Raw genomic sequence first — 24,046 nt, 5'->3', positions numbered from 1 at the left:
TTTACCTATTTATGTAAGAATATTTGACATAGTATTTTCAGCTCATTTGCATGCTCATTTCCGTTCAACTGCCTCGTTAAAAAAACAAAAAAAATGCGGCTCCAACCAATCTGCCTGTTTGCATTAAAACAAGCCGATGGAGTAAGCCGCAAAATCTTAAAAACATAGTAGATTATTTACAAATCCAATCATGATAATAATGAACTGCTTTTTGGTAATCCTCCGGTGTATCCATGTCCAACAGTACTCCTGGATCCTCTACATTTAGATACTTCTTTTCATAATTGTTAAGGACCACACGCAAATTACTGTCTGGATTGGTTTCAAGAATTTTCAGTTGCACTTCACTAGATAATTTGATGGGGTGACCCCCTTTAAAGTTAAAGCTAGGAATAATTACGTTCCCTTCTTGTTCTGCTAGTTGCTGAACGGTCTCTTTTTTGACAAGCGGACAATCTCCAGGAGTAATAAAGAATGTTGACGCATTTACTTCGTTGCAGCCCTTTTGTATGGAAGAAAACATTCCCCGATTAAAGTTTTCATTGTAAATACATTTTATCTGAAAGGAATAGGCATTTTTATCGAAGATTTTTGCCATTTCTACTTCAATGAGCTCCGCTTGAAAACCAGCTACGACGATGACTTTGCTGCACAATCCCTCAAATTTAGAAATCGTTTGCTCTAATACGCTCATTTTTCCCAATGGCAAAGTCATTTTAAATGCATTCGCACGGCTGGAAAATCCTGCTGCCAGGACGATTGCTTCCATTTTCTCACCTTCTACTATTTGTTTAATCTTACTTATATATTCGTCTTGTCGCTTTGTTTCGATTACTTCTCAAGTGGAAATTTTTATGGTATTTCGTTGACATGATAATTTTATTTCGTGAAAAATAGTTTAATGAAATTAGCTTGGTTAAATTGTAATAAAGTACATAACATAAATTTAGAGGTGGTTTAATGAAAAACTCAAAATTATTTTATATAGCTTTGCTAATTCTACCTTGGCTAACCGTTCCGTTTTTAGGTAGGAATTCATTAAAAAAATATTTACCAGCCGGGTTATTTATTAGTATATTCACAAAAGCTTTAGACTTGTTCGGTGAAAAGAAAAAATGGTGGAAAATTTATGAAGGTGTACCACCATTGGATAGTGCAAACTTTTTTAATTTTGGTCCATATTTTGTAGCAAGTCTTTGGATGTTAAAATTAACTTTTGGTAAATTTCCCTTATATCTAATATCTAATCTAATTCTTCACTTTTGTTTTATTTATCTAGGAGGATTAAAATTACTTAAACGTTTTAAAATAGCTTCCATAGATGGATTAACCAAATCCCAATATTTTGCAATACACTTTTTAAGGTGTTTAGTTTTTTACTTTTTTCAATATATAAATAATATTAGTCACGATACAAAAAAGCTTCATTAAAATATCATTTTAAGTTGGTATCCCACCTCCTTCTCAAATAATAGAATATAAAAAGTCACACCCGATAATTGGATGTGACTTTATGTTCTCTTCTAATGTAAATTTTGTTAGACTAAACTCCGCAGGTAGGACTCGAACCTACGACCGATCGGTTAACAGCCGATAGCTCTACCACTGAGCTACTGCGGAATAATGTAAGTTATTTTGCTATCGCAAAATACTTTGGTGCCGGCTAGAGGACTTGAACCCCCAACCTACTGATTACAAGTCAGTTGCTCTACCAATTGAGCTAAACCGGCATAATGCTTACAACATATTTACATAATAATCGGAAAATGAATCTTTTTCAAGATATTTTTTTCAAATTTTAGTGAAAAATGACGGGGATTAACCCGTGTGCAAAGAATTGGCACCTATATATCTTCGAGCGAATTTAAGACGCATCTAACTTTTAGAAAAGAGCAAAATTTAAGTAAGGCCTCACTGGATTGGATGAGGCCACACGTTCGATCGATCGTTAGTTATCAGCAGTATGATTTATCTAGTCTTGCACTCAAACCATAGTTATTTCATTTTAATAGGAGTTACGACAGCATATAAATTCTCAGATAGATCATTTACCTTTATTTCAATAACTTTATATTCAGTCCCTCCACCGTTAAATGAATTTTTAGTCGTTTTAATTTTTAATTCATGGTTGTTCATAGCTATTTCTTCCTTCCAATCAAATTACTCACAGAAGTTAATTTATGTTGATGGAGAAGAAACGTGCATGATTTTTAACAAAAAATTATTTTTAAGCAGCCATTCGAGATCCCCCATAACCTTCAACTTGACTCATCTTTCTCTACCCATATCTTTCTCAACATGACCTTATTTAAATGCTTCATTCCAACTATACTAAGATTCATCCAAATCCAGCTATAAAACTGGCTAAATAGGAAAACGCCTGCTACCACTGTTCCACTTACCTGCCTTGAAATAGAAGGGCCTAACACGGGGAACTGAAATATATAAAGTAAAATAAGAATCCCAAACGAAAGAGATGTTCCACCCATGACCGAAACCATAGATCCCGTTTTATAGAATTTAAATCCTATCCCTAGGGCAATCCCGAGAAGTCCAGTGGTAAACAGGAAAATCAGTACTTCACTTGGCTGGAGGATGATCAATAATAGAGTAGTGACCGCATATGTTAACAGACCAATTCGAATAGAAAGGACGGTTGCGAGGATAATCGGTCCGGTAGCCATAATGCTAAGCGCATAGCCAATCCCGCCTATCAATCCTGCCGATTGAAGGATAGCAGCGAACCCACCCAATAGGCTCCCTACAACAAGATTCATATTCTTGGTATACGGAACGGCTGTAATCCGATGCTTCTTTTTAAATATTCCCAAAGTCCAAGTTATCAATCTCATAAGCATCCTCCTCGAATTGATAAATGGCGCTCCAATCTGCCCCAGTTCCTCATAGAGTATGGAAATTGAACCATCTTTAACATCTATTCTTGGATCAACAATTGATGCCTGAATTTTTTAAAAGGACAGGCGGAAGATCATTGTCCCTATGATTCTTTATACCAATCGATGTTCCAATGTACCTAGATGTTTGCCCATTTAAATCGGGACATCTCCCCACTCTTGTACGTATGAATATACTGCAGTATGGAGGTGTCAATCATGAAAGGACTATATAGAGATGATCCTTTAAGCCGGAAACAATTAACGGACTGGAAAAAGAATGCGATAGAGAAATTCTCTACTAAAATGAGTGACAAAGACAAACCCTTTCCCTGCATCCCTGCCACTATTGGATTCGCAAAGAATCAGCTGCGATACAGCTTTATTGGGAATCCACGAGAAGCTTCTACTGTATTTGAACTTGCTGAAGCCTTGAGCAGCTACACAGAAGTTTCAAGGGAAATTGGAAGCAACACATCACTGATTGTTTTTTATGAAACGCCTGAGGACATGAAGATGGCCTATACGGTTGAAGAGTACGAACAATTATTTTGGAACCATCTCAGTGGCTTACGGAGCATCGACCCATATGATTGGCCAGAGGATATCCCTATGGACCCCCATCTTCCAATATGGGAGTTTTGTTATCATGGAGAGAAATATTTTATATACTGCGCAACCCCTGCCCATAAGAATCGAAAAAGCAGGCATTTTGATGAACTGATGCTCGCGATTACTCCTCGCTGGGTCCTTAATGAATTTAATAAGTCACCCAATTTTGCAAAAGGGATTAAACAGCAAGTTAGAAAAAGACTGGCAGCCTACGATTCCGCTCCGATTCATCCCGATTTAAACAGCTATGGAGCAGAGGATAATTTTGAGTGGAGACAATATTTTCTTCGTGACGATGATACGTCATTGTCCAAATGCCCCTATCATCGGTTTATTAACTTTTTTAAATCGGATAAATAACGAGAAGAGATACCGGAAGTTCTCTTGCAACCAAAAATAACCAGCAAATTAGATTACAATTTGTTGGCCATTTTATTTTACATTTTTTATATTGCAATAAGTAACGGAACCTGTTTTAGGAACTCTCCTCTGCCTCTTATACAGATATTTTTCTTTCTCCGATTTCCTTAAGGCCAGCACGGATGAGCAGGAAGACAACTACCCATGAAGCCAGCATTAAAAAAATCTGTCCAAATGGGAACATTCCTGTTATGGGAGTGTCCCATAACGCATGCATCAATACCACTAAGACAAAGACACGTAAAAACCTAAAACGGAATAGCATTTTAAGATTAAATGGATGGTCCCCTTGCACTCTGCAGAATGCTGCACCAGTCAGCGCGGCCCAGGCAATATGCCCGCCGGGAGCAAAGATTCCTCGAAACAGGATGGTGTTGTAGAGATTTGCACCATCCCCAGAAAGCAATGACCTTAGTGCATAGCCCGCTGTTTCAAACGCGGCAAAACCCGCTCCAACGGCGGCACCAATGAGAAGCCCGTTAAGTATATATCTGTATTTTCGGTATCGAACAAACGTAATGACCGTTATAGCTTTGGCCAGTTCCTCTGCAATTCCAATTGTAATCGGATTGATCATATTTTTCAGAATATCGAAAAACACAAGTGCGACTAACATCGAGAGAACTCCGCCGATCAACACGATATAAATCACCCTATAAAAAGCAATATTTTGCGGAGCATTCATTTCCCAAAAGAAGATTAACGTTGTAAACGGAACAGCAAATGCGCCAACAATAATCAGTCCAGGTATAAAGTTTACATTTCCGAAATATGTCACACCCATGTAAAATCCTGCGAAGGCCAGAAGAGCAATGATAAATACCCTTGCAAAAAGCCACGGTTTCGGCCAAGTGTCTTTCACTTCTGAAATCTTGGGTGTCGTTAGTGCCGTTCCAACGATAAACAGCCGTTCAGCTTCCAGTTCACTATGATTCCGGAACACACGAGAAAATACATTTTGAAATTTCGGCTCAACCGAGCGTTGGTATTTCGGAACCATATCGACATAATGGGCAAACTCATAAAAAAAACTGTTTTCATCTTCTTGTGTGTTATCCTTAAAAAACCTTTCGCCGCAGCTAATGCAGAACTTCACTCCATCTGGATTGGAATAAACACATTGTGGGCATTTCAAACACCTTCACCCCTTTTGGTTAGCAAAAAAACATCCTCACAAAGAGGATGCCCAAAAACAGGTAAATTATTTTCATAAATGTTCTAACCCCAAGATTTGGGTCATCATCAAAAACCTTGCTCAGATGCTTTTGATCAGCTTGATCTCTCCATTCTTAGGGATAAATTCACTGATGTTTTCATATTTTTCTTCCGTTTTAGAATGGTTTTGGTCCTCCACAACATATTCCTTAAAGGAGCAGCAAAAGAGCTTTCGAGCCACTTTTCCTTTTTCACCAATCAAATTAAACCAGGCTTGTCCAACATAAAAAGGATTTGTTAGTAAATTATCAATGACATACGTAATACGGTCCTTTTCTTCCCCTGGATTAAATTTTGTTTTGGATGAAAAAGCCAAGATAAAATAGTTTTTATACCGATCAAATTCTAGTAATTGAAGATGGTACTGCTTATGCTGCCTTTGATTGAAATCACTCAGGACTATTTTGATACTTTTTTCCACATCAATTTCAAATTTACTAGCATCCTTCCAGCTCGATATACGGGAATCAAAAATGGACAGTGTTAATATATAATATGTTTCAAAATTTTGGGGATCAAATACTTCATTACCAGCCTTTTCATCTTCCGGTACTACAATATATTTTTTATAGTCAGCAAAGAAATTTTCAATCATATCGAATACCCTCTTTCATACCTTGATAGAATAGATGAATAATATGCTTTGACCTATTTTTATCAGTGACTATTTGCATAGTGAAAACAACATCCTGTGTGAGCATATCATTACTTTTTTAGCACAGTATTTCCAGTATGAACCAGTGATTTGAATTGTATATAATATATTCTTTTATAAAAATTAAAAATCCTGCTTAATCTTGCAAAAATCCTCATTTTTCACCCTTTTAATTAAAAAGTCCCATGATAGAATGAATAATTTGTCGTGTATTCGTGAATCCATCCTATATTTATTCAAATTTTGTATAAAAAAATAGCTCAGTAATGTAATTACTAAGCCACTTTCCATAAACGATGCTAACATCTTACATATTTACGTTTGAAACCAAGTTTTCCTCGATCGATTTCCTTTTGGATATTTTCGGAAGCGAGGAGAATCTTGCTTTTTTTCTTGTCCCCCTTGATTTCTACTGGGCCTACTTCTTTTGCCGTTTCAACCGCCTTATCATGGAGCGGTACATAGGAAATCCCGACTGTGTACATAAAATTATTCATAGCGGATTTTGTTCGATCAGGAGCATCGTGAATCGTATTTTTCACCTGATCTAGCAAGCTTTCCATCTTGCTTTCGCTAAATTCACTGTCCTTACGATTACCTAACAGCCAGCAATAACAACTCCAGCCTGCCGACATTTTAAGTTCTTCACCGCTTGCAATCCATTTATCAGCAACATCTTGTGCAATATCGGTTTCGGCCAACGTTACGGCAACCACATAATCAGATAGCATATAAAAATACGCCCCATCGATCCAACGCTCAAAATCTGCCTCCGTCATGATCATGGGGTCCGCAATGACGCCGGCAAAATACATGGCATCGTAGTTCCCGGTTGCATAAAGCTGCTCGGCGAGAGGCTGATTTTTCTTGATTTTCTTCGCAAGCGGCTTCATTGCACCTGTAGCTACTCCAAAAAGCGGTTCGTGTGCACCATTACTTATGTATATCTTTTTCGTACGTTCCTTGCCGAGGGTTTCAAGTTCCTGCATAACCGTTTCGAAATCCATCGTTTGCACTCCTTCCTTTTTATCGAAGTAAATGAAAATATAGGCAGATGATTCTTCCACTCTTGAAAATGTGAAAGACTTTAAGTTATTTGCGGAAGTAATATAATAAATTCTGTCCCCTTCCCCTTTTCACTTGCCACTTGTATTTTACCTTTAAAAGAACGGACAATTTGGAAACTTACCATCATTCCTAGTCCTGTTCCACTCTCCTTTAAGGTATAAAAAGGGGATCCAAGTCTATCAATTTGCTCTTTTGTCATGCCAATCCCTTGATCCTTAATAGTAATCTTTATATATCCATCCGCTGTTGAACAACTTGTAATCCAGACAATTCCACCATCTCGCATAGACTCTATCGCATTTTTCAAAATATTTATCAATAATTGGTTTAATTTTTGAGGATTAGCATGGATCCAACCGTTGTTATAAAAATCAGTTTTAATCTCAACATTATGGCTTAGAGAGTAACTTTGAATCATATTTACAACACGTTGTAACTGATAACCCACATCGATTCTTTCGATGTTATTTATAGAAGGCTTTCCAAAAGATAAAAAATCATTTATTATTTCATTTGCGCGATCTAGTTCTTCGATAGAGAGATGAATATATTCCTTCTTTTTCTTCGGCAAATCAGGCTCGTTTAGAAGTTGCAGAAAGCCACGAGTCACTTGCATCGGATTTCGAATTTCATGAGCAAAAACGCTGGCTAACTCGCTAATTACTTTTAATTTCTCAGTGTTTTGCATCTCTGACCGAAGTTGGTGAATCTCCCTGATAGCTTCGTATAACACAGTGAAGAACCAAGTAGCGGCGACTACAAAGAGAAGATGAATAATCTGTACTTTAAAATAATCTATTGAAAAACCTCTTAGCATACAAAATAAAGTAAGGCCAATAAGACAGTAGTAAAGGGAAAGACCAACCGCAATTTTAACTCTTTTTTCTTTTTTTGAACTTGCAAACGATTTTTGAAAAAACAATATTACAGGCAGTGCAAATAATAAGACAAGAACAGTATTATAAAATCCTAAACTGATTCCAAAATAAAGTCGAAAAAATATGATTAGCGCTGATAGGAAAATGCCTGACCAAAAACCGCCGTAAAGCGTCCCTAATAATAGAGGAATAATTCTTAACTCCAAGCGAGCATTTTGTCCAAAACTCACTGGGAAAGACATACAAAACAATATGGATATACCCCACAAAACGGACATTATCACTGTCTTCTTTTTAGTGCTTTCTACCTTCTCCGTTATAAATGTAAAGTAAATAAAAATGGGTATTACCATAAACGCCAGTTGCAGCAAAAAATCCTTTATTATACTCATCTTTGTTACCCTTCATATTCTGTTCAATATCTGATTGGTGCAGAAAAAATTGATTTTCATTTTATCTACTGACCGAACAAACATAACTATTTCATATTATACTTTAAAGTTATCATACTTTGTCTATTTTTGAATTTTCTTTAAAATACCGGATGGACATTTCTCACGAATAACCTAAAAATCAAAAAATCCCCAATCAAAAAACACCAGCAACTTAACCGTCCTGATGTTTTTTGACATTTTATTAAAATAATTTTCCTAAATAATACGGCATTTGGCGTCGCCACCAAATCCAATCATGCGAAACATCTTCGCCCCACTCATCAAACAATGCAGGAATTTGTTTTTCTTCAAAGGCTTTTTTTAATGTAAAGTATGAAGGCAGCCCTTCCTGTTCCCAATCACCCAGACCAGTGCAAATAATGATATCTGCTGAACGATATCGATCAATAAACCAGCCGTCATTTTGATTCCATATGTAATCACTCGGTGAATTTTCATATACAAGCGGATCATTTCCGTAATCCCCAAAAAAGTAACGCGCATCGTAAATACCGCTAAGTGCAACGGTTGTTTGGAAGACATCCGGATGTCGCAAGAAAAAGTTCAGTGCATGGTATGCCCCCATACTACAACCCGTTGTCATCATTGGATCAAACCAGCCTGTTTTATGTTTAATAAATGGAATAGCTTCTGAAATCACATAACGGTCATATGCCGCGTGAGCTAAGGCACGGTCATGCGCCGGTTTTGAGTCGTGCAGCCAACTTTCGGTATCAATACTAGACAATGTAAAAAACTGAACTTTTCCGGATTCAATAAAGTCATGACATACATCAATCATTCCAAAATCATAATATTCAGTATGCGTCCCTCCAGATGAAGGAAAAACTACAATTGGCATGCCACTGTGTCCATATCTGTTCAACACCATTTCACGGCCTAATTCGCCGCTCCAATGGTGTAACTGTTCTATATGCATATAAAAAATCTCCTATCCCTTTACATTTGCAATGCTGTAATTTTTTCGTTTATGGACAAAGCGGATAATCTCATCTACTTCTTCCTGTGAATCTGCATTAATCGCATAAAATTGATTACCTTGAAGTTCCGCAAACGCATCAGGCATGCGCTGTTCAAACTTCACACGGTCGCCAAATTGTTCATAAATAGCATTCGTATCATGTTTATAGTCATACACATCACGTTGTGTAACACCGATACAAAACTGGTTTTCGACATCGGGCTCTTTGAATTCTCTTCCTGTTACAAGCGAAGCATACTGTGCAAATAAATCAATGGAGTACGCGAAATTGTACATATCAACCGTGTAGCCGCCAGCCAAGCGGTTATTGTATTCAAGTGCAACATAATCCCCATTTTCTAATTTAAAAAACTCAATATGGAAAAAGCGTTCTTTCATGCCAAAAGCTTTCACAATCGCCTTTCCATAAGCCTCGAGTTTTGGATCGATTTCTTTTTGAATCACATAAGCTAAATCCAACTGACCATTTACGAGTTCCAGTGTTGGCACATTATAGGTAAAGCTGGTTTGGAAAACAATGTTCCCTTGCTGATCCACTAAACCATCAAATGTACAAAGCACGCCTCCTTCGACATATGGTTCTAAGAAGTAAACTTGCGCTTCTCCCCATTCTTCTTCAAAATGGCGTACATCCTCTTTTGAACTTAATTTAAAGGTTGCAGCGGATCCCACTCCATTATCAGGTTTCGCGATAACTGGCAGTCCTAAGTCATTAATAGCTTTAGATAAATCCTTTTTAGTTTTTACGACTCTTCCTTCTACCACAGGCACATCTGCTTGTTTAAACAACTTTTTCATTTCAGATTTATATTTAACTTTTTTCAAGTCATTTGATTTATTGCCGAACACGTTAAATTGCTCACGCAACTGTGCATCAAGTTCTAACCAGTATTCGTTATTGGATTCAATCCGGTCAATTGGACCATGTTTATAAAATAAAAATGCAACTGCACGTTTCACTTCATCGACATCTTCTAAATTATTTACACGATAATATTCTGTTAAAGAGTTTTGTAATTCGCTACCTAATTGGTCATATGGCTCTTCGCCAATTCCTAATACCTTGACACCTGCATCGTTTAAACGATGAGCAAATGGCTGAAAATTACCTGGATAATAGGGTGATATCAAAATATAATTCATAAAAAATCCTCCCATGATCAAATTCTGTCAAATATAATAATTCAGTTCATTTAAGACCACTTCTCACTTACAAAACGTAAACATTCTGGCAAGTGTTTTGCCCAAGCTTTCTCAGTATGTTCTTCATCCGCAAAGATATTTAAACGAATGTTATCAATTGGAACAGAGCCTTTTATCAGTTGTTTATAATACTTAAGTGAGCAATCGATATACGCCTGCTTCATATTCCCATACATCAATTGGCGATCGGCATCATCGCCTTCCTGAGTCCCCACTTGAATATACACGCGTTGTTCAGGATCCAACTCTTGTCTAGCAATATAACTATCAAAGGCTTTACTAGTAATCCAATTAGCTAAAGAAAAAATGCCTAATCCACCAATTTGATTTTTATATTCAATCCCCATAAAAGCCGAGATATTTCCTCCAAGTGAACTGCCAATCATCACTGTATGATATTTATCCGATTTAGTTCGGTAATGCTTATCGATAAACGGCTTTACAACCGTCATGACAAACTCAGCATATTCCGCGCCTTTACCGCCTAATTCAATATCTTCAGGGAGTGGGCTTTCAGTAATTTTCCAAGGCGTATATTCATTCATTCGATCTTGTCCAGCGTTATCGATCCCAACCACAATCATCTTCGGTAAATCAGGGTTTTGTTTAATTGCCGGAATAACTTTCCATGAATAACCACTATAAGCTTCACTACTGTAGAAAACATTTTGTCCATCATGCATATAGACAACTGGATAATTTTCAGCCTCTTCTTTATCATAATTTTTCGGCAATAAAACACGCACACGACGAGATTCATTTTTATAAGACATATGTAATTGATGTGTTTCTAGTTTTAAATAAAAATAGGATTGGTTCATTTTACCTTCCTCGCTGCTTGATATTACATTAAATATACTGAATAAATCTAATGTTCACAATACAAAAAAATAAGAAAAAAAATGACCTCCCACCTAGGATACAAATTGGAGGTCATTTTATGAGACATTTCATGAAGTCTACCTACATCAAGTAGTTTTAATGTAAAGCGAATCTTTAAAAGCATTACTCCATTATTTTACTTAAAGGACCAAAAATGTATTGAAGCAGAGTAAGAGGCCCCGGCACGTTTTCTAGGTTAAAAAAGGCAATCAATTCTGACAATAACAGGATTGCTGAAAATGTTATGATATCTGCCTTCGACGCCTTTTTGAGTCTCTTCCACTCGAATAACACAATGATTACCAAAAGTCCTTGTATGCCTAATACTGTGACCCAACTCCATTGCATTACTCCTTCACCTCGTCTCTAGGTAGGGCTGCGGGCGGACCAATGTAACCAGGTCTCCTTATTTTTGCATTCACTGTTATATGGACCTCGACCTCTGGGAATTTCTCCTCCCAGTGATCCTGCACTTTTTTCCATTCCTTCGGGTAGTGTTGATGAAATTTCCTCCCAAAATCGATGACATCTGTCTTGAAATCCTTTTGAAGCTTCTCAACGGTTTGGCCTACTCTTTTCTTTAAGGCGGCTTCGAATTCCCCCTGGATTTTCATCAGGACATCCTCATTCAGTAGATTTAGCTGCGTTTCGTTTTGAACAATATCTCCTTCAATCGCGATATTTAGATGCATCATCCAGCGATTTTCTTTGATTTTAGGTCTAAAACTCATCTTTCCTATCGTCGGTGTCATCGTAACTTTACCGTCCTCACCTTTAGGCTTAACGGATATGGTACTCCTTTTCACCTCGTCCTTTAACCAAAGTAAACCACGTGTCTCTTTCATGTTTAACGTTCCAATCATTTTATCTTTCTTATATACAGCCGTTCCCTCAAAAACAGGTATGGTCTGATTCGATTTCCTTGTTTTATCATTTTGGGACAACTTTTTTATATAAGGCATAGACACACTTTCACTCTCACCCATTAACCCCATGTCGACATCTTTTAGTGTTGTAATCATTCCATTTTCAATTTGTGATACTTTTCTCAGGGCCTCCCCTGAATATCTTTCTAAAGGTGGAATTAATGTCAAAATATCTCTCGCTTCCCCTTTACTAACATATAAAAGTGATTTTCCTCTTGGACTTGGATGGCGTGCCAAAAAATCGATTTCTTTACGTATACCGTTTTTAGCAAGCTCGTCTCCAAAAATAAAAAGTTTACATTGACCCCAGAACAGTCTCCTCGGTACATTGAGTTGTAACTTGGAAATGGCATTTGCCAGATTATCGCCTATTCCTTCACGAACAAAAGTGGAAGCTGAGCTTGGATCCTCTCCTGTTTGTCCGCTTGTAATGGTACGTGGGATAAATATCTGGACTGAGATTCTTGTTTTTCCATCTTCTAAACGGTCGATGGCCGCAGCAGTAATAATGGCAAGATCTGGCAATTCCACCTGATCCCAACAGCCAGAAAGAGTGGTAATACAAAAGCACATGATGGAAAGTAGAATCTTCTTCAACTGCTCTCACTCCTTTTCCTACGTACCAAAGCAATGATGAGCAAGAAAAGGGGCAGGATCGTCTGAACCATCACAAAATAAAATGGCTGAATTTTTGTCATGTAGTCTATTAATTCGACAATATTAGGGATGCCCCAATAACTTAATAAAATGATAAGCAGACTTAAGGGAAACACAATCAGTCGGTTATCCGAAAGCCTTAATAATTGCGCAAGTCCCAAACTAGCTACATATAAAAAAACAGTTACTTTAACAAAATTCCCGAGTACCCAGGAAGCCGTAATGATCACTTCAAAGTTTTCAAAAAATCCCATTACACTTATGGCACGGACGATCGAGTATACAGGATAAAATTGATTGACGGATGAAATACCTAATAAAGTGAGTACAAAAAAGTGAATATATAAAAGAAAAAGCATGATGAAAAGAGCGATTTTCATCCCTGACTTTAGACCCGTCTTGGGGCTATTGATATAAGGATAAATGAAGGCTAAAAGAAACAATTCACTGAACCAGGCTGTATGTACAAATCCTCCCTTCATAACCGGGAGGAGCCCATTCTCTAAAATAGGTAGCATAAAAGTAACATCAATATCCTTCAATAATAAAAGGAGCGACAAAGATGTACTCATGTATAGTGTCGTGCAAATAACGGCGGACCTGGCAATCACTTCAATCCCGCCCCTCACCGCTAGTGCGCTGACAAACATGATGCTGATGGAAAATACAAGGCTAGGGGTTTCAAACATCACGTTGCCAGAGATGAAATCAGAATATTGTCTGATGATTAGCCCTGTATCATGAATATAAAAGGAAACGAGGAAAACACCAAATAGCTTTCCGACTGCTTTCCCAAATAAGCAAAACGGCTCTGCCCTCTAGTAAATTACCGCAAACCACATCAGGGCGCTCGGTATACAAAACTTGCGGAAAGGGAGAATAGGGATTATCCTCAATGAATTGTTCGATATACCCACTTTCCAACACTCCATCAATATTTATTCGATTCAGACGGTTTTCTATTTCCTCAATTAGAGCTTTATCTACTATTCCCTCTATAAAAGAAATTACCACCTTTGTCTTTGTATATTTTCCTATATAGACGGTCTTCATTTTCAAAGCAGGGTCTTTTAAAATTCGACGCAATAATGATGTATTTACACCAAGAGATTCAGTGAAACCTTCTCTTGGTCCTCGAATGGATGTTTCCGCCTGTGGCTCTTCAATGGTGCGTTTTTCAAATTTCACTAAACCTAAGGAGAAAGCCTCTTCAAATCCATCAAACAACAAAACTGGGTTTCCAGTGGAAATGGCATCGATACAGGCGGAAATCGTCGTGACCCGGTTGATGTTTGAAATGGGTAATCTATTTTTTATAGAAAGCAGGAAGTCTGTTTCATCAAATTCACTTGTATCTAACAGTGTCTCAAGCACTTGTTGTTCTAACTGTTGAGTATCGCTTAATCCCTCTATATAGATAATAGCAGCGTCTTTCTTATCAACAATAAAGGTTCGGAAAATGACATCTGAACTTTCCTTGTACAGAGAGGAGAAGTATTGTATATTGCTTTCAAGTGTTTTCGATAAAGGGCTGTCCTGTGATAAAGTCTGATGTGGAGCTTTATGATCTTTCACGTCTTTCTTCATGAAAGGACTCCTTCTAACACGAATCACCTCATTTTCCTCCTTTTTCTTCACATATTATTAATTTCCTTATATTTTTGAAAAGTATTCAGAATGGAAGGATATTAAATCTTTTCTAATCGGATATTGTTTTTTAGATTTCCGCCCCCCATCCATTTGTCCTTTTTGTCACGAAGTGTTCAAATCTTTTTGACTTGTTTATGAACAGATTCCTTAAGAACTCCAAATTTAAAATCAATGAATTTATAATGACAATGTAAATAAGTTGATTACATTTATAATTGCTATTAAACCTTTTTCAATCTTTCCCACTAACTAAGAACCTAGAAAAATTAAAAAATTAGCAATCATTCACAGGAGGAAATTATAAATGAGTATGTTTTGTTTTCAATGTCAAGAAACTGCAAAAGGAACAGGTTGTACAGTTGTTGGAGTATGTGGAAAAAAAGATGATTTAGCCAATATGCAAGATTTATTGATTTATACAATGAAGGGATTAGCGATTGTGAATACAATGGCACGTGGAATCGGGATTAATCAAAAGAAAACCGATGAATATATTGTAAATGGTCTTTTTATGACGATTACCAATGCCAATTGGGATAAAAATGAGTTTTTTCATACAGTAAGAAAAGGTTTAAACCTCCGGGAAGAAATTAAAGCGGCCATTACCAATGCTGGGTACACGTTAGACAATAATAGCGATTATGTTACATGGGATGCTGAAACCAATCATCAACTAGAAATGAAATCTGCTTCGCAGGAAGTTAGTATTTTAGCCACAAAAGATGAAGATATTCGTTCATTAAGAGAGTTAGTAACATACGGTTTGAAAGGAATGGCTGCCTATTTAGAGCATGCGGCAAACCTTTACTATGAAAATGATGAGCTAAATGCGTTTATGCAAAAAGCACTAGCCATGATTACAGATGATTCTGTAAGTATGGAACAATTGATTGAACTTTCAATGGAATGTGGAAAGTATGGCGTTCATGCCATGGAGCTTTTAGATACCGCCAATACATCCACATATGGTCATCCCGAAATGACGAAAGTAAACATTGGGGTACGTCAAAATCCGGGAATTTTAGTGAGTGGCCATGACCTGAAAGATATGGAACAGTTATTAAAACAAACGGAAGGCACGGGAGTAGATGTGTATACACATAGCGAAATGCTGCCGGCACACTATTATCCAGCCTTCAAAAAATATGACCACTTTGTCGGTAACTATGGAAATGCATGGTGGGAACAAACTCGTGAATTCGAAAGCTTTAACGGTCCGATTTTAATGACAACCAACTGTATTGTTCCGCCAAAGGAATCTTATAAAGGAAGAATGTATACCACTGGGGCAACGGCTGTTGAAGGTGTAACCTATATTCCAAAAAATGAAGATGGAACAAAAGATTTCTCTGTTATCATTGAGCATGCAAAGAAATGCCAGCCGCCAGTAGAAATTGAAACAGGTGAAATTGTTGGAGGATTTGCGCATAATCAAGTGGCTCAAGTAGCGGATCAAGTGGTAGAAGCGGTGAAAAATGGTGATATTAAACGATTCTTTGTCATGGCTGGCTGTGATGGCCGCCATAAGAGCAGAACGTATTATAAAGAGTTTGCCGAAGAGCTTCCACAAGATACGATTATTTTAACAGCAGGTTGTGCAAAATATCGATATAATAAGCTGGATTTAGGTGATATCAACGGAATTCCAAGGGTACTGGATGCAGGTCAATGTAACGATTCCTACTCTTTAGTTATGACCGCATTGAAGCTGAAAGAGGCATTCGGATTAGAAAGTGTAAATGAATTACCGTTATCTTACAATATCGCATGGTATGAGCAAAAAGCGGTGATCGTATTCTTATCTTTACTATACTTGGGTGTGAAAAATATTCACGTTGGCCCAACATTACCAGCTTTCTTATCACCAAACGTAACGAACTTCTTAATTGAGAATTTTGGTGTAGGCGGCATTTCCAATACGAAAGCCGACTTGGAAATGTTCATGAACAGCACCATTGAAATGCAAGAAGGAACATTAGTTTAATCATAAACGAAGGTCCCGACTGGTATAAAGGAGTAAAGAAAGGGAAAGTATTAATGGCTTTCCCTTTTAACTATTTTACTTCTAAGGAGAAGGCATAAAAAGCATCGCCATGAGATAAATTCTCTTCCTTTTCATCCATCCACCATACTCCATAAGAGTAATAATAAAGCCCTTTTTGTATAGGTGCAGAAAAATGATTATCCTTAACAACAATTTCAGTTTCTTGGTTATTGCTTATCTGCAAAACATGGAATTTATTTGGTTTTGGTTCATAATCCATCACGAAAGTTATTTTCTCTCCAGGTTTTACTTCTATTGGCTTTTTACTTTTTAATAGTTCAATTGTTCCAACAGAATCGACGCATTCACCTTTTCCATTCTCTTGCCAACAATAAGTACCAAGCACAGTTTCAAATCTTTTATTATTGATTTCTATAAAGGCTTTAGGCGGCTTTCCTCCTGCCGATCCATTATTTGAACAACCTATTATGGCAAGTCCAAAAAGAGCTATGAATATTAAAAACCATCTCTTCATACACATTCCCCCTTTTACTGTATATGACGGACTAGTTTGTATTAAGTTACGAGACAGTTTTGACGTTTATTTTGATTAAAAAGAAAAGTCCAAAGTGTACTCCCCCATTTCGTTTTATTTAGGTTATTGTCACGTACCCAATAGGTTGATTAGGTAATAGAATGTAACAGTTAATGAAATGAGGTGACATCAATCTTACCAAATTCATATGTATAAAATTAACTTGATTCTTCCTTATATATGGGGTTTTCCTCTAAATTTGCTAGTGATTGTTCCATTTGTGCAATCCCAGCATGCTTTAATGTAACTACATCTTTCCTTTTCGGAATATGAAAATCTTTTGGAATCTCTGGTCAACCCATCTTGGCCCTCCTCTTTTTCTTCTATTACCTTAGGAATATCTTAATGAAATGCCCCTGTAACTCTTGGATCCACTTTACTTAAGTACACTTTTTCACAACGTCATACAAAGGGACTGCTTTCATCCCGATTTTGTTTATTCAAAATCGGTAAAAATATTACTACTTTCGTGCCAATTCCTTCTTTGCTCTTTATCTTAATTTCACCTTTGTGTAGTTGTACAATATTTTTGGCAATATTTAGACCCAAACCAGAACCTCCAGTTTCACGACTTCTTGCTTTGTCCACTCTATAAAAGCGTTCAAAAATATTTTCTATTTCATTCTCTGGGATTCCAATTCCATAATCTTTTATATTGATTATTGCATGTTGGTGGGTTCTTTCTATGAAGACTTCAATTTTATCATTACTATATTTCATTGCGTTATCAATCAAGATGATGATGACTTGCTTTATCTTTAACTCATCGGCATAAATAGTGATTGGATTTTCCTCAAAACGCAGTAGTATCTCCCTTTTATATACCTCTTTAAGTTGTTTTAGTATATTTTCGGATAAAGATACTAAGTCGATTTTATTTATTTCTAATATATTTTCATTTTCTAAATTAGCTAGATCCAGAAAAGTATCAGTCATTTTTTGTATTCTAGTGGCCTCTGTATGAATGGCATGGATAGCCTCTTCGGCTATATCTTTATTTTCTATCCCTTGCCTTTTTAAGAGATTTGCATAGCTCTTGATGACAGTCAATGGCGTCTTTAATTCATGTGATGCATCAGAAACAAACTGTGCTTGTTTGGCGAGATTTTCTTGGATCCTATTGATCATACGATTAAACGTATTCGCCATTGTATAGAGTTCATCCTTCGTTTCATTTTGTATGATAATCTTTTTCGGAACACCGCTTTTTTCAATTTCTTCCATGGTGTTAATCATATTGGAAATTGGTTTCATAATCATATTTGCTAACCATCTTCCTCCAAGTAAGGACAATATAGCTGCTATTAGTGTACAAAACCCTAATATACCACGAAGAATTTCTTTTCTCGTTTCTAGACCTGATAACCGTTCTCCAACCTCCAAACTCACGTTATTTCCATGTTTAATCGGTAAACGAATAATTAAAACCTCTTCTTCTCCGTTTTCTGCCGAAATCAACCGTGTTTGGGATTGCTTTTTCGTGGTGTATTTTCCTTTCATTTTTTTTGAGAGTAATTGGTCATTGGTTACTTCATGAACTACCTTATTTTTCGGTTGAATCATTCTTATAAATGAATGGTCAGTTAAATTCTCCTTTAACCGTGCTTCAACATTACTGGAAGACGGAATTGAACCAATTTCTTTAAGTATATCCTCTGCTTTTTGAAGGAGAACCTTTTCTTCCATATTTACTGTTGTTTTCATAAATAGAAAGAAGACCGCAAAATTAATAATCATTAAAATGCAAAGCATCCAGATAGTGGTTAAAAGATTAATTTTTGTCGTGATCTTCATCTATTTTCTCCTTGATGGTGTAACCAATCCCTCGAACCGTATTAATTAATTGGAAAGAAAATCCTTCATCCATCTTTTTTCTTATTTGTCTGATAAAAACATCAATGACATTCATTTCACCCTCGTACTCATATCCCCAAACGCTCATAATGATACTATCTCTTGTTACTACTTTGTTTTTATTCACTACCAAATATACCAGTAAATCATACTCCTTCGGTGTGAAGGGGATCATTTGTCCATTCCTTGTTACTTCTCTTGTGTCTGTATTAATAACTAAGTCCTCAACTGTCAATAATGGTTGTTCCACGATAGATTCCTCTTTATCAAAATCTCGTAAACACGCACGAATCCGAGCTAACAATTCTTCAATTTCATAAGGCTTTGTGACATAATCATTAGCTCCATGGTCCAAACCTGCAACTTTATCAAATGTTGTATTTCGGGCTGTTAAAAGAATAACGGGTGTTTTCTTGTTATCCTTTCTATAACGTCTTAATACCTCTATTCCACTTACTCCAGGCAACATTACATCTAATAGGATTAAATCCACGTCAGAATTTAAGGCGGTTTCTAATCCTGATTTACCGTTATGTTCCACTGTTACCTGATAGCATTCAAACTCAAGCTCCATTTTCAATACACGTGCAATTTGAGTCTCATCTTCAATGACTAAAATATGTGTTTTCATAGCCCTTAACCCTTCCCCTTAATGTGCCATTTCCAATCAATACTTCACTATTACAAGTCTTAACATTTCAAACAATAAGAAGTTAAAAAATATCCAAACACCGCCATAAACATAACCACCTACCATATCACTTGGCAGTACAACATTTGATGCAATATTTACAATAGCTAGTACAATTAATAGGACTAATAAAAATAAAGGACCAAATATAGCCGCATAATTCTTATTAGTATGACGAACAAGTAAAAATAAACATGTGCCATAAATAATGATCAAAACAGTCGCATTAAAATCAGGAAAATTTGCCGAGTGAAATTTCCCCACAAACCCAACTGATTGTAGATAGGTAAATACTTTAATAACCGTATCATGGAAGGGTTTGGCTCCTGCTATTGATACTCCTAGTAAAAGAAATTCAAGCCCTCTGTTTCGGCCCTTGCTCCAAATTCGAATCATAGTTACTGCTATGATGGAACCAAATGCAAATGGTGATTGAAATACGATAAACCCGTTCATCCAACTCATATAACTAGCTGAATGAATGATGTATTTGGTAACCTTATTAAACTGGGAAAACTCGTCATATAAATAGTCTTGTGCCATTCCCAGCATCAGTGTGACCATACCTATTAAAATTAATGTAAGGATGATTAGAAATATCTCAGTTGCTCTAATTGTATTTAGCCGCTGTATCAATCGTTTTAGCAAATGAATAAAAAATGCCTTGATTGGAACTTTATAATACCGATAAGCAATATAACTTACTAACAATACAGCGAAAACAATAATGAATACGATTAAATATTTACTAGCAGCTTGATGGAAGCTGTCCCATTTTGGGCCCAATACTTTCCCTAAAGTTATAAAACAAACTCCCCATAAAAATACACCTGTATAAGCAGGAATAATAAATTTTCGAAAAGGCATTCTAGAAATTCCAGAAATATAACCAGTGAAATGCCTAATACCTGGTATGAAATAGGCAAAAACAAGCAATTTACTACCAGAACGATCAAACCAAGCTGCTATTTTCTTATATCTTTCTGGTCCCATGTGAATAAACTTTCCGTATTTTTCGATGGGTTTATATCCTCCTGCTCTCCCAATCCAATAGGTTACGGTAATTCCCGCACCACCTGAAAGAAAGACAGTCAAAAGTGCTAAAATGTAATTCATTTTTCCTTGATAGACAAAGTATCCAGCGTAGCTCATTAGGAACTCACCTGAAATTGGAAGAGCCATGAGTTCCAGAAAAATCCCTATAAATAATATGAGATAACTATGCTGTTCAAATAAAGTGATTACATATGACATATAAATGCCCCCATTTTTTAGAAAAAGAAACGCTAAAGTATAATCCTTGAACTTTAGACCCACTTACAATGTAGCACGTTTAATGCATTCATTTTCTATGTTAATGAAATCTTAATCCTGTCTTAAGGAAACTATAAGATAATGAAAAAAAGCTATACCCATTATGAATGGATAATAGCTATTTACTCAGGAGATTGATACATTAAAGTTTTTTCACCCTAATTGGACTTACCATTAGCAGAGCGAGAATTAAGGTAATCCACGCATTGCTATATAAAAAGAAACCCATCCCCGCCAAAGGTATTCCAGCAGCTGGAATAGGTAATCCGCTAAAATAACCAACGGTTGGTTTCACATTGAATTTAGCTAACCTTAATGCCCCCATAGTTGGAAAAAGGATAAATGCCAAAGAAGTTAATATGGATGGTGCAGCAATCGCATGAAATAGAAGAGCAGGAGCTACACCGAAACTTACAATATCGGCTAATGAATCCAATTGTACGCCAAATTCACTGTTCACTTTTAACTTTCTGGCAACTCTACCATCCACTAGATCGAATACGGCTGAAAAGAATATTAAAACGGCGGCTACCTCTAAAAATCCACTCATATTACATGTAATGGAAAGAACGCCGCACAATAAATTCCCTATTGTAAATAAATTAGGTATGGCCTTTACTATTTTATTAAACAAGCTGCTTCCACCTCACAATCGACTCCACTTTTAACCTATTTAGGTCCCTTGGTTTTTATACTTTAAATAGAGTAAATAAAGATAGGTCCACAGTTCCACCAGCTACTATTCTTTTCCCCTAATAAAGCTTTTTTGGTTCCCTTATTACAGTGAATGATGCCATTAGTGAAGATTGTTTATTGCGTTAAGCATTCAAATCATAGCGTTCGCCAGTCACAAGGTAAATGACATGTTCAGCTATGTTAGTAGAATGATCAGCAAGCCTTTCAATGTATCGGCATACAAAAGCTAACTGTGTGATTTGATTCGTTTGATTGGGATATTGCTGTAAATATCCCATAAGTTCTTTAACTAAGCTTCCATACATTTCATCTACCTTATCATCCTTTTGTGCACATCTTCTAGCAAGATCTACGTCCTCTTCCAAGAAGGCATTAAGGGAATCATCTAACATTTCTAAAGCAAGATCCATCATCTTTGGGATATCGACTATTTCCTTAATATGTTTTTCTTTGCCAATATGTATGGTTGATTTTGCAATGTTTACGGCATTATCGGCAATTCGTTCAACTTCGGACGAAATTTTTAAAGCAACGACGATTCTTCTAAGGTCCTTTGCTACAGGAGATTCCTTTGCAATTAAAGTAATGGCTTTATTGTTAATTTCATGTTCTAAATCATCTATCACTGTATCATTATTAAGGATTTCATTGGCTTTATCCAAGTCTTGATTAATAAGTGAATTGATACTATCTTTTATGGCGTTTTCCGATTTTTGGGCCATATCCATCAACAGTTCTTTTAATTGTTTTAAATTATTTTCGAAATTCAATCTTGTAATCATAATTTATCACTCCTTTAACCAAATCTTCCAGTAATATATCCTTCAGTACGTTCATCCCTTGGGTTTGAGAAAATACTTGAAGTATCATCCAGCTCAATTAATTCTCCCATCAAAAAGAAGGCTGTTTTATCCGAAACCCTGGAGGCTTGCTGCATATTATGTGTCACAATAACAATCGTATATTTTTCTTTTAGTTTTAAGATTAATTCCTCAATCTTTAACGTTGAGATTGGGTCCAGGGCTGATGTCGGTTCGTCCATTAACAAAACATCCGGTTTTGTGGCTAGGGCTCTCGCTATGCACAACCTCTGCTGTTGTCCTCCGGAGAGTCCAAGAGCAGGAGCACCTAAACGGTCCTTTACTTCATCCCATAATGCAACGTCCATCAACGATTTCGTAACAATCTCTTCCAGATGAGTTCTTTTTTTGATCCCATGGATTCTTGGGCCAAAAGCAACATTATCAAATATCGATTGCGGAAAAGGATTTCCTTTTTGGAATACCATCCCCACGTTTTTCCTTAGTTCGACCAGGTCGATTTTATCATTTAATATATTTTGACTATTATAATTAATTTCCCCAGTCATCCTTACCTTTGGGACGTAATTAATCATCAGGTTCAAAGTTTTGATAAAAGTAGACTTTCCGCATCCGGAAGGACCAATAATAGCTGTTACCTCTTTTTTGATTATTGGAAAATTTATTTTCTTTAGAGCCTGATGCTCTCCATAATATAGATCTAAATCATTTATTTGAAAAACCTGTCTATGCACAGATATTTCGGACATAGTAAGCCCTCCTTTTACCCGAACCTTCCTGAAATATATTCTTCTGTCTTTGTTTGTGAAGGGTTGGTAAAGATTTTTTCTGTTAAATCATATTCAATCAAATCACCGCTAAGGAAGAATGCGGTTTTATCCGATACACGAGAGGCTTGCTGCATATTATGTGTGACGATAATAATGGAATAGTCCTTTTTTAAATCCACGATTAAATCCTCAACCTTAGCATTAGAAATAGGATCAAGTGCAGAGGAAGGTTCGTCAAGAAGCATGACAGTTGGTTTCATCGCTATCGTCCTGGCAATGCAGAGACGCTGCTGCTGTCCTCCCGAAAGTGCAAGGGCTGATTTATGAAGACGGTCCTTTACCTCTTCCCACAAGGCAGCCTTACGCAAGCTTTCTTCAACAATACCATCAAGCTCACTTTTCTTTCGGATTCCTGCAAACTTTAATGCATGCGTTAGATTTTGGTAAATAGATTTGGGAAACGGATTTGGTTTTTGAAAGACCATCCCTATTTCTTTACGCAAAGCGACAACATTTATTTGTTCGGATAAAATATTTAGATCCTCATAAACAATTTCCCCTTCAGCTCTTGCCCCTGGAATTAAATCGTTCATTCTGTTAATGCTTCTCAGGAAAGTCGATTTTCCGCAGCCGGATGGTCCGATAAGCGCTGTTACTGAGTTTTTTTCAATACCTAATGAAATCCCATTAACCGCCCGTTTTTCTCCATAAAAAATTTCTAAGTTTTCGACTTTCAAGATATTCGTTTTCTGGCCATTCCCTTTGCTTTGTTCCACATTCGTTTCGACCGCTCTTTCCTTAGTAGCTGTAACCAAGATCCTCAC

The 24,046-nt window shown here is 36.6% G+C and carries 25 protein-coding genes and 2 tRNA genes; 3 read left to right on the top strand and 24 right to left on the bottom strand.

Annotation, left to right across the window (positions count from 1 at the left end; translation table 11 throughout):
• Positions 1-172: 172 nt before the first annotated feature.
• Positions 173-769, bottom strand: a complete 597-nt coding sequence (locus COJ96_RS19610) for a nucleotidyltransferase family protein (RefSeq protein WP_098575475.1) — start codon at positions 767-769, stop codon at positions 173-175.
• Positions 770-960: 191 nt separating this feature from the next.
• Between COJ96_RS19610 and COJ96_RS19605 the strand changes: the two genes are divergently transcribed.
• Entirely contained in the window at positions 961-1,431 is a 471-nt protein-coding gene (locus COJ96_RS19605) for a hypothetical protein (RefSeq protein WP_098575474.1), read from the top strand.
• A 117-nt stretch (positions 1,432-1,548) separates the two neighbouring features.
• Here the strand turns inward: COJ96_RS19605 and COJ96_RS19600 are convergent.
• The 4 genes from COJ96_RS19600 to COJ96_RS19590 form a co-directional block, all read right to left on the bottom strand.
• Positions 1,549-1,620: transfer RNA gene (locus COJ96_RS19600), tRNA-Asn, on the bottom strand.
• Between the two features lie 34 nt (positions 1,621-1,654).
• Positions 1,655-1,730 (bottom strand) — tRNA-Thr (locus COJ96_RS19595).
• Positions 1,731-1,995: 265 nt separating this feature from the next.
• Positions 1,996-2,136 (bottom strand): hypothetical protein, encoded by a 141-nt coding sequence (locus COJ96_RS28815; RefSeq protein WP_180230186.1) that lies wholly within the window; start codon positions 2,134-2,136, stop codon positions 1,996-1,998.
• Between the two features lie 122 nt (positions 2,137-2,258).
• Positions 2,259-2,852: a hypothetical protein gene (locus COJ96_RS19590; protein WP_098575473.1), complete on the bottom strand. Its 594-nt coding sequence runs from the start codon at positions 2,850-2,852 to the stop codon at positions 2,259-2,261.
• Positions 2,853-3,113: 261 nt separating this feature from the next.
• Here COJ96_RS19590 and COJ96_RS19585 point away from each other — a divergent pair, with 261 nt between their 5' ends.
• Positions 3,114-3,866, top strand: coding sequence for a YqcI/YcgG family protein (locus COJ96_RS19585; protein ID WP_098575472.1), 753 nt, complete (start codon positions 3,114-3,116; stop codon positions 3,864-3,866).
• 136 nt (positions 3,867-4,002) lie between these two features.
• Here the strand turns inward: COJ96_RS19585 and COJ96_RS19580 are convergent, their stop codons facing one another.
• The 11 genes from COJ96_RS19580 to COJ96_RS19530 all read right to left on the bottom strand — a co-directional run bounded on the left by COJ96_RS19580 (position 4,003) and on the right by COJ96_RS19530 (position 14,434).
• Positions 4,003-5,061 carry a PrsW family intramembrane metalloprotease gene (locus tag COJ96_RS19580; RefSeq protein ID WP_098575471.1) on the bottom strand — a complete coding sequence of 353 codons (1,059 nt, stop codon included), beginning with the start codon at positions 5,059-5,061 and terminating at the stop codon, positions 4,003-4,005.
• A 120-nt stretch (positions 5,062-5,181) separates the two neighbouring features.
• Positions 5,182-5,736 carry a hypothetical protein gene (locus COJ96_RS19575; RefSeq protein ID WP_098575470.1) on the bottom strand — a complete coding sequence of 185 codons (555 nt, stop codon included), beginning with the start codon at positions 5,734-5,736 and terminating at the stop codon, positions 5,182-5,184.
• A 359-nt stretch (positions 5,737-6,095) separates the two neighbouring features.
• Positions 6,096-6,803 (bottom strand): DNA alkylation repair protein, encoded by a 708-nt coding sequence (locus COJ96_RS19570; protein WP_098575469.1) that lies wholly within the window; start codon positions 6,801-6,803, stop codon positions 6,096-6,098.
• An 80-nt stretch (positions 6,804-6,883) separates the two neighbouring features.
• Positions 6,884-8,134 carry an ATP-binding protein gene (locus COJ96_RS19565; RefSeq protein WP_098575468.1) on the bottom strand — a complete coding sequence of 417 codons (1,251 nt, stop codon included), beginning with the start codon at positions 8,132-8,134 and terminating at the stop codon, positions 6,884-6,886.
• Positions 8,135-8,378: 244 nt separating this feature from the next.
• A complete protein-coding gene (locus tag COJ96_RS19560; RefSeq protein ID WP_098575467.1) occupies positions 8,379-9,116 on the bottom strand; it encodes an esterase family protein in 738 nt (245 codons plus the stop codon).
• A 12-nt stretch (positions 9,117-9,128) separates the two neighbouring features.
• Complete coding sequence (locus tag COJ96_RS19555; RefSeq protein WP_098575466.1) at positions 9,129-10,322, bottom strand: ATP-grasp domain-containing protein; 1,194 nt, start codon at positions 10,320-10,322, stop codon at positions 9,129-9,131.
• Between the two features lie 50 nt (positions 10,323-10,372).
• Positions 10,373-11,203, bottom strand: coding sequence for an alpha/beta hydrolase (locus COJ96_RS19550; protein ID WP_098575465.1), 831 nt, complete (start codon positions 11,201-11,203; stop codon positions 10,373-10,375).
• Positions 11,204-11,387: 184 nt separating this feature from the next.
• The gene (locus COJ96_RS19545) at positions 11,388-11,612 is read right to left on the bottom strand and encodes a hypothetical protein (protein WP_098575464.1); all 225 of its coding nucleotides are present in this window, start codon (positions 11,610-11,612) and stop codon (positions 11,388-11,390) included.
• A complete protein-coding gene (locus tag COJ96_RS19540; protein WP_098575463.1) occupies positions 11,612-12,787 on the bottom strand; it encodes a Ger(x)C family spore germination protein in 1,176 nt (391 codons plus the stop codon). The genes COJ96_RS19545 and COJ96_RS19540 overlap by 1 nt, the downstream gene beginning before the upstream one ends.
• On the bottom strand, positions 12,784-13,593 hold the full coding sequence (locus COJ96_RS19535) for a GerAB/ArcD/ProY family transporter (RefSeq protein WP_257148572.1): 810 nt from the start codon (positions 13,591-13,593) through the stop codon (positions 12,784-12,786). Before COJ96_RS19535 ends, COJ96_RS19540 begins: the two co-directional genes overlap by 4 nt.
• Complete coding sequence (locus COJ96_RS19530) at positions 13,586-14,434, bottom strand: spore germination protein (protein WP_257148567.1); 849 nt, start codon at positions 14,432-14,434, stop codon at positions 13,586-13,588. Before COJ96_RS19530 ends, COJ96_RS19535 begins: the two co-directional genes overlap by 8 nt.
• Before the next feature lie 373 nt (positions 14,435-14,807).
• On the opposite strand from COJ96_RS19530, the gene hcp reads away from it, so the two are divergent.
• Entirely contained in the window at positions 14,808-16,481 is a 1,674-nt protein-coding gene (gene hcp / locus COJ96_RS19525; RefSeq protein ID WP_373561728.1) for a hydroxylamine reductase, read from the top strand.
• 70 nt (positions 16,482-16,551) lie between these two features.
• Here the strand turns inward: hcp and COJ96_RS19520 are convergent, their stop codons facing one another.
• The 8 genes from COJ96_RS19520 to pstB (COJ96_RS19485) all read right to left on the bottom strand — a co-directional run bounded on the left by COJ96_RS19520 (position 16,552) and on the right by pstB (COJ96_RS19485) (position 23,998).
• A complete protein-coding gene (locus tag COJ96_RS19520; protein ID WP_098575459.1) occupies positions 16,552-17,016 on the bottom strand; it encodes a hypothetical protein in 465 nt (154 codons plus the stop codon).
• Positions 17,017-17,478: 462 nt separating this feature from the next.
• Positions 17,479-18,813, bottom strand: a complete 1,335-nt coding sequence (locus COJ96_RS19515; protein WP_306460605.1) for a sensor histidine kinase — start codon at positions 18,811-18,813, stop codon at positions 17,479-17,481.
• Positions 18,814-18,847: 34 nt separating this feature from the next.
• Entirely contained in the window at positions 18,848-19,561 is a 714-nt protein-coding gene (locus COJ96_RS19510; RefSeq protein WP_098575457.1) for a response regulator transcription factor, read from the bottom strand.
• A gap of 36 nt (positions 19,562-19,597) precedes the next feature.
• Entirely contained in the window at positions 19,598-20,875 is a 1,278-nt protein-coding gene (locus tag COJ96_RS19505; RefSeq protein WP_098575456.1) for a DedA family protein, read from the bottom strand.
• 202 nt (positions 20,876-21,077) lie between these two features.
• Positions 21,078-21,569: a CDP-diacylglycerol--serine O-phosphatidyltransferase gene (gene pssA, locus COJ96_RS19500; RefSeq protein WP_098575455.1), complete on the bottom strand. Its 492-nt coding sequence runs from the start codon at positions 21,567-21,569 to the stop codon at positions 21,078-21,080.
• Positions 21,570-21,753: 184 nt separating this feature from the next.
• On the bottom strand, positions 21,754-22,413 hold the full coding sequence (gene phoU, locus COJ96_RS19495) for a phosphate signaling complex protein PhoU (protein WP_098575454.1): 660 nt from the start codon (positions 22,411-22,413) through the stop codon (positions 21,754-21,756).
• A 14-nt stretch (positions 22,414-22,427) separates the two neighbouring features.
• Entirely contained in the window at positions 22,428-23,201 is a 774-nt protein-coding gene (gene pstB / locus COJ96_RS19490) for a phosphate ABC transporter ATP-binding protein PstB (protein WP_026565339.1), read from the bottom strand.
• Between the two features lie 14 nt (positions 23,202-23,215).
• Positions 23,216-23,998, bottom strand: coding sequence for a phosphate ABC transporter ATP-binding protein PstB (gene pstB, locus COJ96_RS19485; protein ID WP_051633605.1), 783 nt, complete (start codon positions 23,996-23,998; stop codon positions 23,216-23,218).
• Positions 23,999-24,046 lie beyond the last annotated feature (48 nt).

The sequence above is a fragment of the Bacillus sp. AFS073361 genome (assembly GCF_002567005.1).
Taxonomy (GTDB): Bacteria; Bacillota; Bacilli; order Bacillales; family Cytobacillaceae; genus Neobacillus.
Note: the sequence above shows the minus strand (reverse complement) of the source record. Positions and strands in the feature narration are given on the sequence as shown.